The 8,152-nt window shown below is 57.0% G+C and carries 9 protein-coding genes; 5 read left to right on the forward strand and 4 right to left on the reverse strand.

Annotation, left to right across the window (positions count from 1 at the left end):
• Positions 1 to 546: helix-turn-helix domain-containing protein (locus tag WKI84_RS12675; protein WP_337863925.1), on the reverse strand; the 546-nt coding region annotated here is incomplete at its 3' end.
• Positions 547 to 702: 156 nt separating this feature from the next.
• Between WKI84_RS12675 and glmS the strand changes: the two genes are divergently transcribed.
• Positions 703 to 2,478 (forward strand): glutamine--fructose-6-phosphate transaminase (isomerizing), encoded by a 1,776-nt coding sequence (gene glmS, locus WKI84_RS12680; protein ID WP_337863926.1) that lies wholly within the window; start codon positions 703 to 705, stop codon positions 2,476 to 2,478.
• 27 nt (positions 2,479 to 2,505) lie between these two features.
• Entirely contained in the window at positions 2,506 to 2,694 is a 189-nt protein-coding gene (locus tag WKI84_RS12685) for a hypothetical protein (RefSeq protein ID WP_337863927.1), read from the forward strand.
• Positions 2,695 to 2,956: 262 nt separating this feature from the next.
• Here the strand turns inward: WKI84_RS12685 and WKI84_RS12690 are convergent, their stop codons facing one another.
• A complete protein-coding gene (locus WKI84_RS12690; RefSeq protein WP_337863928.1) occupies positions 2,957 to 3,610 on the reverse strand; it encodes a Snf7 family protein in 654 nt (217 codons plus the stop codon).
• 149 nt (positions 3,611 to 3,759) lie between these two features.
• On the opposite strand from WKI84_RS12690, the gene WKI84_RS12695 reads away from it, so the two are divergent.
• The gene (locus WKI84_RS12695) at positions 3,760 to 4,218 is read left to right on the forward strand and encodes a hypothetical protein (RefSeq protein WP_337863929.1); all 459 of its coding nucleotides are present in this window, start codon (positions 3,760 to 3,762) and stop codon (positions 4,216 to 4,218) included.
• Positions 4,219 to 4,230: 12 nt separating this feature from the next.
• Here WKI84_RS12695 and WKI84_RS12700 read toward each other — a convergent pair whose 3' ends face one another.
• Positions 4,231 to 5,274: a lysylphosphatidylglycerol synthase transmembrane domain-containing protein gene (locus WKI84_RS12700; RefSeq protein WP_337863930.1), complete on the reverse strand. Its 1,044-nt coding sequence runs from the start codon at positions 5,272 to 5,274 to the stop codon at positions 4,231 to 4,233.
• 71 nt (positions 5,275 to 5,345) lie between these two features.
• On the opposite strand from WKI84_RS12700, the gene WKI84_RS12705 reads away from it, so the two are divergent.
• Both WKI84_RS12705 and WKI84_RS12710 read left to right on the forward strand, forming a co-directional pair.
• The gene (locus WKI84_RS12705) at positions 5,346 to 6,101 is read left to right on the forward strand and encodes an ATP/GTP-binding protein (RefSeq protein WP_337863931.1); all 756 of its coding nucleotides are present in this window, start codon (positions 5,346 to 5,348) and stop codon (positions 6,099 to 6,101) included.
• A 10-nt stretch (positions 6,102 to 6,111) separates the two neighbouring features.
• Complete coding sequence (locus tag WKI84_RS12710) at positions 6,112 to 7,128, forward strand: homoserine kinase (RefSeq protein WP_337863932.1); 1,017 nt, start codon at positions 6,112 to 6,114, stop codon at positions 7,126 to 7,128.
• Between the two features lie 24 nt (positions 7,129 to 7,152).
• Here the strand turns inward: WKI84_RS12710 and WKI84_RS12715 are convergent, their stop codons facing one another.
• Positions 7,153 to 8,013, reverse strand: coding sequence for an enoyl-CoA hydratase-related protein (locus WKI84_RS12715; RefSeq protein WP_337863933.1), 861 nt, complete (start codon positions 8,011 to 8,013; stop codon positions 7,153 to 7,155).
• Between the last annotated feature and the right edge of the window lie 139 nt (positions 8,014 to 8,152).

The raw sequence follows: 8,152 nt of genomic DNA on the forward strand, positions 1-8,152 counted from the left end.
TATAAAGTCAGAAGGCGCCGTGCCGGCCATCATGCCAAGAAAGAACGCGAGCTGGACGGCATAGTGGCCGTCCCTTGCAGACGATTTGTACGGGCCGTGCGGCTCCGGCGCCCCCACGACGACCAGGCCGTGGAAGAGGCCGTCGCGGATAAAGCCGTCGAAAAAGCGCATGGCTGCCTTGTGCCTGCCGCCGGCGCCCGACACCTCCACAGGAGAGTCGCCCCAGTCAAGCTCTATCCCAAACGCGGGGCTGGCCGCCTGGTACAGCCGGGCGGTGCCTCCCCTCACCAGGTTACTCCCTGCCTGCTCTATCGCCCCTATCCTTGCCAGCTTTCTGATGTAATAGTAGGCGCTCTGCTCGTATATCCTCAATTCTTTTGCCACCTGCGCAGGGTACATCGGCTCTTTTGACAGGAGCTCCATTATGCGCCATGCAACAGGGTTTGAAAGCACGCGCATCTGCTCCACATCGCGGAATACGGTAATCTTCTTTGCAGACGCCTGCCCATCGTACTCTGATATGGAAACGAGCGATTTCTTGGCCATGCCTGAACCCGGTAGCAGGACAAGTTATATATTCTTTTATAGCGGTGTAAATTATAATTGTGTAATTCGGCTCTTTTTACGCACATATAATGACAAAATTATTCATAACGGTCATGGAGGATATTCATAATCGTTTTAAACTCTGCCACCTCCATAGTGGATACATTGTGTTCGATAATCGGCTATAAAGGCAAGCAGTCCGCGGCCCCGATACTGGTTGACAGCCTGAAAAAGATGGAGTACAGGGGCTACGACAGCGTGGGCGTTGCCATGATAGACAACGGCGGGGGCATGATGGTCCGCAAGGGCACCGGCAAGGTCCAGGAGGTCAACAAGAACCTCAACATCAGCGACATGTCCGGCAGCATCGGCATAGGCCATACCCGGTGGGCCACCCACGGCGGCGTGACAGACAGCAACGCGCACCCCCATTCTGCCTGCAGCAAGGACATTGCAGTGGTCCATAACGGCATCATTGAAAATTACAGGGAATTGAAGGAGGAGCTGACCAAGGCGGGGCACGTATTTTCCAGCCAGACAGACAGCGAAGTCATTGCGCATCTTCTTGAAAGCAACATCGGCAAGGGCGTCAAGGCGGCGCTCATGGAGACCTGCAAGCGCCTGAAAGGCACATACGGCTTTGTGGCAGTTTTCCAGGACGGTACGATAGCTGGTGCACGCTTTGAAGAGCCGCTCATAATCGGCGTGGCAAACGACGGCTATTTCGTTTCGTCTGACGTGCTCGGGTTCTTGCAGTACACTGACAAGGCGATATTCCTTGACAACTGCGACATTGCAGTCATTGACAACAAAAAGCTAGAGATTTTCAACTTTGACGGCCTGCCGGTGGCAAGGCCGATAACCCAGGTGGCCTGGGAGCTGGGCGAGATAGACAAAGGAAAATACGCGCATTACACGCTCAAGGAGATAAATGACCAGCGCGTTACAGTCGCCAACGCGGCGCGGCAGGACGAGCAGGCGATGGAAAGGTTCTGCCAGACTATAAAGGAGGCAGGGAGTGTCTACATCACTGGCAGCGGCACCAGTTACCATGCGGCCCTGCTGTTCAAGCACATGCTGGCCCGGTTTGCCAAGATACGCGCCGAAACTGTCATGTCAAGCGAGGCCCACGACGGGCTTGCGTCCGTCGACGAAGGCTCGGTGATAATTGCCATATCGCAGAGCGGCGAGACTGCCGACGTGCTCGAGTCGGTGAAGATAGCCAAAAAGCAGGGCGCCAAGGTGCTCGGCATCGTCAACGTGGTCACCTCGTCGCTTGCCCGCATCAGCGATGTGTTCCTGTCTACAAACTGCGGCCCCGAGATAGGCGTGGCGGCGACCAAGAGCTTTACCGGCCAGCTTGCCCTTGCCTATGCAGTCACGGACAGGCTGTCCGGCGGTAAATTAAAGGCAGGCGAGGGCGCCGAGTTTGTCAACGCCATCGAGAAGGTAATATCGACCAGCCAGCCAGTCATCGAGAAGATGGCTGAGGGCATGAAGGAGGTAAACGACATCTATCTGCTTGGCAGGTCCATCCATTACCCCATAGCGCTTGAAGGCGCGCTAAAGCTGAAAGAGCTCTCTTATGTCCATGCAGAAGGCGTCGCGGCAGGCGAGCTAAAGCACGGCCCGCTTGCGCTCATGGAAAAGAACACGCTTGTGATACTGCTTGCCCCGCAGGACGCGACCTACGCAGACTCGATTTCAAACGCGCACGAGATCAAGGCAAGGGGCGCGACCGTCATAGGCATATCAGACGCCAAGGACGAGGTATATGACCACTGGATCCAGATACCGCACATGGACCAGGAGGCATTCTACCCGATTGTCGAGGTCATCCCCCTCCAGATGCTCTCGTACTACATGGCTCTTGCCAAGAACGCAGACCCCGATTATCCAAGGAACCTGGCCAAGTCGGTGACGGTCAAGTAAAAGGAGCAGCAGTAGCAGTAGGAGCCAATGAGTGCGGTAGGAGAAGGGCGCAGTCATGTACTCCTGCACCTGTTTGCAGGAAACAAGACAGGCACGGCCGCAGGCATCGGCTATTCTGCTGCATCGTTTCTGGCGTTCTTTGTAGTCCTCGGCCACGGCGCTGGCTGCCCCGAGGCAGGCCCCAATACTGCGATAGCCCTATTTTTGGCGTGTTAAGAGGTGCATACTTTGTCATTTACCCCCACGTGGCAAGCTGGAGTGCGTTTTACTTTTCCTTTGGGCAGGTGGCGCAGGCAGCCGGGATGCCGGTAGACGGCTCCCAACAACAGTTATTTTTCCTGATACCGGCGTCTACGTTTGTAGCGACTTTTGCACTGTGGGCTTTTGTCGGCGCAGGGTCTCAAAGAGCTATCAAGAGACTGTTTTAGAGAGAGAAAAGAGAAAAAGAAGGGAGAAAAAGAAGGGAGACCCGCTTCTTTTACTGCGAGTGCTCGCCTGCAGATGCGCGAGAGCCGGTAGGGCTGCCGACAGGGACGTCCGGAAAGTTCTCGCTCATCCTCGTCTCTGCGACCGCGCCTGCCTCTGCGAGGATCTTGTCGACCTCCTCGCCGGAGGCGTCGAACGCAAACGAGGCGTTGCCCATGCTGCCAGCAGACATCATGATGTCGCTGAACACGCCGTTTATCTCGCCAAGCTCCCGGTCGACCTCTGGCATCACGCCTGCAAGGCCCGACCTCACGCGTGTGAGTGCACCCATCGCAGGGCCGATTGCCACCATGACGTCTCCGAGGTCGATGGTCGTCTCAAGGCGCAGCTGTATCTGCTCAAGCGCCATCTTGACCTGCGAGATCATCTTGATGGTCTTTCTGATCTGCGCGATCTCGTTTGAGACCATCTTGCCAGCCTGCGCGTCGTGCCTCTGCAGAGCAGAGACCACCTGGTTGAAGAGGGTCTTCTCCTTGCCCTTCAGCTTCTCTAGAATAGTGTCAAGTTTCTGGTTCTGTGCGTGGATCTTGTTCTTGGCAAACTCGATTCTCGGTTTCAGCGGCTGCTGAGGCCCGAGGCTCTCCTTCACCCTTTCGGACATGGTCGCTTTATTGTCCCTTTGCCAGTTGTTGCTAAAGCTCGTCATGTCAACTAGGCTATGGAAATGTCGTTAAACAGCAGTGTCATCATTCGACAACCAACTGGTAATTTTTTCTAGACATGATGTATCAGCAGGCACATGGGAAAGCATTAAATCCAGTACCCCACAGTGTGCTTGTAACACGCGAACGCATTATGCCGAAAGCAAAAAAGGCGGAAGCAAAAGCCAAGGAAGGGGCGGCAGCAGCAAGTGAGGAGGGGCTCCCAGCATGGGCCGAGCAAGAGATAAAGTCGGCCCAGTTTGGCAAGCCCGAGTCCATGACCAGGACAGGCTACATACTAGAGATATACCCGGAGGACCGCCGGCTCGACATACAGGTGTACGAGCAGATGCCAGACGGCAGGGTCATAGTCGAAGGCATCAGTTTACCAAAGTCGGCAAACGTAAACGACCTCATGAAAGGTTTCGTATACGAGTTCAAGATAAACGCCTACACGGCGCCCCTCAGCGACAAGCTGGTAGAGTTGCTGAAGACCAAGTTCGGCCTTGACATGAAGGCCATATACAACTTTGAGCTGACCGAGCTTGCCCTCATGGACGTCGACTCGGACGCGCCTGCGCCCTCCGAGCCCGAAGAAGGGGACGACGACTAGTACAACAGCTAGCTAGCCACCACCGTTGGCAGCCGGCGCGGCAGGCTTTTTCCTGTCCACGGTTATCTTTAGGAAGGCTATCCAGGTGGCGGCAAGGGGCACGTGGTAGGTGGCAATGCGCCACGCAAGGACGGCAGTGACGCGCGGGTCCTTGGTTATCGCCTCGATGTCAAACGTCCCGCCCACCTGCATTATGTAGGCAAGCGCGCCAAGCTCGGCAAGGCCGGACCCCCCTATGGTGACAGGCAGGTTGGCAAGGGCAGTCGAGGCGGACGTAGCGTTGAGAGAATCAAACAGCCCGAGGCTCGGGTCGACGGTGCTTATCAGGATGAGGAACGAGATGGCGTATGCAAGGAAGGCGCCAAACGTCATGGCAAGGCCGGCCAGAAACGGCTTGACCATCGCAGGCGACGAAAAGCTCTCGCGGCTGGTGCTGGAAAGGTCGAGCAGCATGGTGTTTGCCTTTGCCAGCATTTCGTCGGCACGCCGGTTGCCCTTGGCAAAGCGCCGGACAAGGCGCTCGGCAAACGCAGGTACCCGAAGGGTGCGCTTGGCAGAAATCAGGACGATTGCGAGCCAGAACCCAAAGGTCGGGACGGCCACAGATATGACTGCAAGCCCTATGGACGTGGCGCCGGCCCACAGCGCAAGGGCGCCGGCGATAAAGGCCAGTATCGTGACTGCAAACACGTCTGCGATTATCTCAAGTATCGTCACCCAGGTAGCCCGCCCTGCCGGCACGCCGTTCTTGGTCATCCATGCCACCCTCACGACCTCGCCCCCCACGTAAGAGGGAGTGGTCATGGTGATGAACTCGCCGGCCAGCCGGGCCGCAAGCGTCCTGCCTGCGGTGCTGATGTCCCGCCCGACGAATTTTTTGATAAAATACCTGAACCGGTACGCCTGGAGGAACAGCCTCACCATGAACGCGCCAGCCGACGCCGCAAACGGTACGAGCCCCACGTGGAATATGTCCTGCGGGCTGACCCTGAATATTAGAAACGTGAGTATGAACGGGATTATGCTCACCGGCACTGCGACGAAACGCCAGTTCACATTCCGCAGTATGTCGCAGTGCAATAAATGTGTAAAGCAGATATACGCGCCAAATCTCTACAGGTCAAGGCGTGGGAAACGCGATCTTTGTTACGGGGACGGCCGGCTCGGGCAAGTCGCTCCTGACTTCCCGGCTCGTGCAGTGGTACCGCGACAGGGGGGCTTTTCCCATAACGCTGAACCTCGATCCCGGCGTAGTGAACCTGCCCTACGAGCCTGACGTCGACGTCCGTAGCCACATCGACATCTCGACGCTCATGGAGAATTTCGGCCTCGGGCCAAACGGCGCCCTCGTGATGGCAAGCGACATGATAGCGACCAAGATGGACGACATACAGCAGGAAGTCGACGAGCTGAACGCCGACTATGTAATAGTGGACACGCCGGGCCAGATAGAGCTGTTTGCATTCAGGGCAAGCGGCCCGTATTTTGTCTCCAATTTCAGCGCAGACAACAAGGCCACGGTCTTTGCCTTTGACGGGACGCTCGTCTCGTCGCCCATCAACTTTGTCTCCATATCGCTCCTGTCGGCAGCAGTCAAGCTGAGGCTCAAGACGGCGCAGGTGAACGTGCTGACCAAGCGCGATCTGGTGATAGACAAATTGAAGAACATACTGGACTGGGCTGCTTCGACGCAGGAGCTTGAAATAGCGCTGAACGCAGAAAAGGACGCCGAGTACTCGCTTTTGAGCAAGGACATGGCAAGGGCAATGACAAAGGCAGGGTTTGCGCCTGGCCTGGTGGCAGTGTCGAGCACCACCATGAGCGGCATCATCAACCTGTCGGCCGCGCTCGCAAGAACCCTTAATCAGGGGGAGGACAGCTAGTAGCCAAGGCATGAAATCTAGTTATTATCGTTCTTGCACGGCAGTGGCGCCTTCTTCCACCGCAAACCTCGGCCCCGGCTATGACGTGTTTGGCCTTGCGCTGGACGCGCTTGAGGACAAGGTAAAGATAACGAGAAAAAGCGCGGCGCAGGGTGGAAAAGGCAGCATTACAATAAAGATGTCATCGCCGGCATCAGTGGGCAGCCAGATACCGGAAGACGCCAGGTCAAATTCAGCCGGCCTCGTCGTCCTAAAGATGGCGCAGGATTTTGGGATAAGAGACGAGCTGGTGGTAGAGGTCACAAAGGGGGTGCCGGCCGGCTATGGCATGGGCTCTAGCGCGGCGTCAGCAGCCGCGGCGGCTGTTGCGTTCAATGGGCTGTACAGGCTAAAGATCGACGGCAACAGGCTGGTCGAGTACGCGGCCGAAGGCGAGGTCGCAAGCGCCGGCGCAAGGCACTATGACAACGTGTCTGCATCGGTCCTTGGAGGCTTTATCATATCGAGCGTGGCGGCAGAAGCAGCGGGCAGCAGTAGTAGTAGCAGAGGCGGCGTGCCTCGCTTTATCAGGCTGGAGCCGCCAAGAGACCTTGTCATGATAGTCGCCGTGCCCTCGGTACCCGTCCCAGCAAAAAAGACAGAGGTTGCAAGGAGCATCCTTCCAAAAGAGGTGCCACTGAAAAGCGTCGTGCACAACGTGTCCGGCGCGGCCACCATAGTCGCAGGCTTTGCCCTTGCCGACGTCAGCATCATCGCAGGCGGCATCAGCGACGTCATAGTCGAGCCGGCCAGAAAGCACCTGATACCCGGCTACGACAAAGTAAGGCAAAATGCGCTTGCCGCCGGCGCGCTGGCAGTCACGATAAGCGGGGCGGGGCCTTCCATGATAGCGTTCATGAAAGGAAGAAAGGGAGCCAAAAAAGTGGCGCAGGCAATGGCCGCAGGCTTTGGCGAGGCCGGCGTTGAAAAATGCCGGACCTTTGTCTGCGGGCCGAGCAAGGGCGCAAGGGTCGTCGCCCTGTCCTGACTTGACTTTTTTTCTCTCCCTCTGCTACTTTTTGCCCTTGTTGAGGAAGGCAGACATCATGCTCTTGCGGTCCTCGTGGGCAAAGCACAGCGCCCAGCCATAGATCTCTAGCCTTAGCCCCGTCTCGATGTCTGCGTCCATGCCCCTGTTTATCAGCATCTTGCTCACCTTGACGGCGTTAAAGCTGTTCTTGGTTATCTCTTTGGCAAGGGCCATGCATTCAGACATCAGCTTTTTGTTGAGCACCTTGGCGACTTCGGCGGCGCGGGCCTTTTCTGCCGCCGCGTCTCCCTTTGGGGCCTCGGGCGGGAGCGGGTCGCCTGCGTCCAGCTTGACTACTTTGTTGACAAGGCCGATTGCGGCAGCTTCGTCGGCGGTTATCATCTTGCCGGTATAGACCATCTCTTTTGCCTTTGCCGGGCCGACTATCCTCATCAGCCTCTGCGTGCCGCCCCACCCCGGCGGGATGCCGATGGTGACTTCTGGCTGCCCTATCTTGGCGTTTTCAGAAGCTATCCTGATGTCGCACACCATCGCAAGCTCGCACCCGCCGCCGAGCGCAAAGCCGTTCACGGCGGCTATGACGGGCTTTTCCAGCTTTTCTATCTTGTTGAGCACCGCCTGGGCAGAAGAGGCGTATTTCTCGGCCTGCATTGGCTCGATGTTGACCATGAAGGCAATGTCGGCACCTGCGCAGAACGAGCGCTCGCCGGCCCCGGTGATGATGACGACCTTGGTGCCCTCGTCTGCCGCAAGTATGTCAATCGTCCTTGACAGCTCGCCAAGCACGTCGAGGTTCATGGCGTTTAGCGCCTCCGGCCTGTTTATCTTGACAACTGCAATGTCTCCGTGAGGTTCAAGCTGGACGTATTTCATCATGGACATGGGTGAGGGGCAGCTGGCGCCTCAAATTAAAGCTTGTTAACGCCCGGTGTGAAAAAAGCAGGGTGGGAGTTTTTCCCCTCTTCTCTTTCCTTTCCTCTCTTTTCTCTACCTTTGCTGCTGCCGGGATTGTTGCTGCTGA

The organism is Nitrososphaera sp. (assembly GCF_037447015.1).
Lineage (GTDB): Archaea > Thermoproteota > Nitrososphaeria > Nitrososphaerales > Nitrososphaeraceae > Nitrososphaera.

Excerpts from the sequence above, each read along its gene's own strand:
- WKI84_RS12690 (WP_337863928.1), bottom strand. The coding sequence starts at position 3,610 with ATGACGAGCTTTAGCAACAACTGGCAAAGGGACAATAAAGCGACCATG.
- WKI84_RS12685 (WP_337863927.1), top strand. The coding sequence starts at position 2,506 with ATGAGTGCGGTAGGAGAAGGGCGCAGTCATGTACTCCTGCACCTGTTT.
- WKI84_RS12715 (WP_337863933.1), bottom strand. The coding sequence starts at position 8,013 with ATGTCCATGATGAAATACGTCCAGCTTGAACCTCACGGAGACATTGCA.
- WKI84_RS12695 (WP_337863929.1), top strand. The coding sequence starts at position 3,760 with ATGCCGAAAGCAAAAAAGGCGGAAGCAAAAGCCAAGGAAGGGGCGGCA.
- WKI84_RS12710 (WP_337863932.1), top strand. The coding sequence starts at position 6,112 with ATGAAATCTAGTTATTATCGTTCTTGCACGGCAGTGGCGCCTTCTTCC.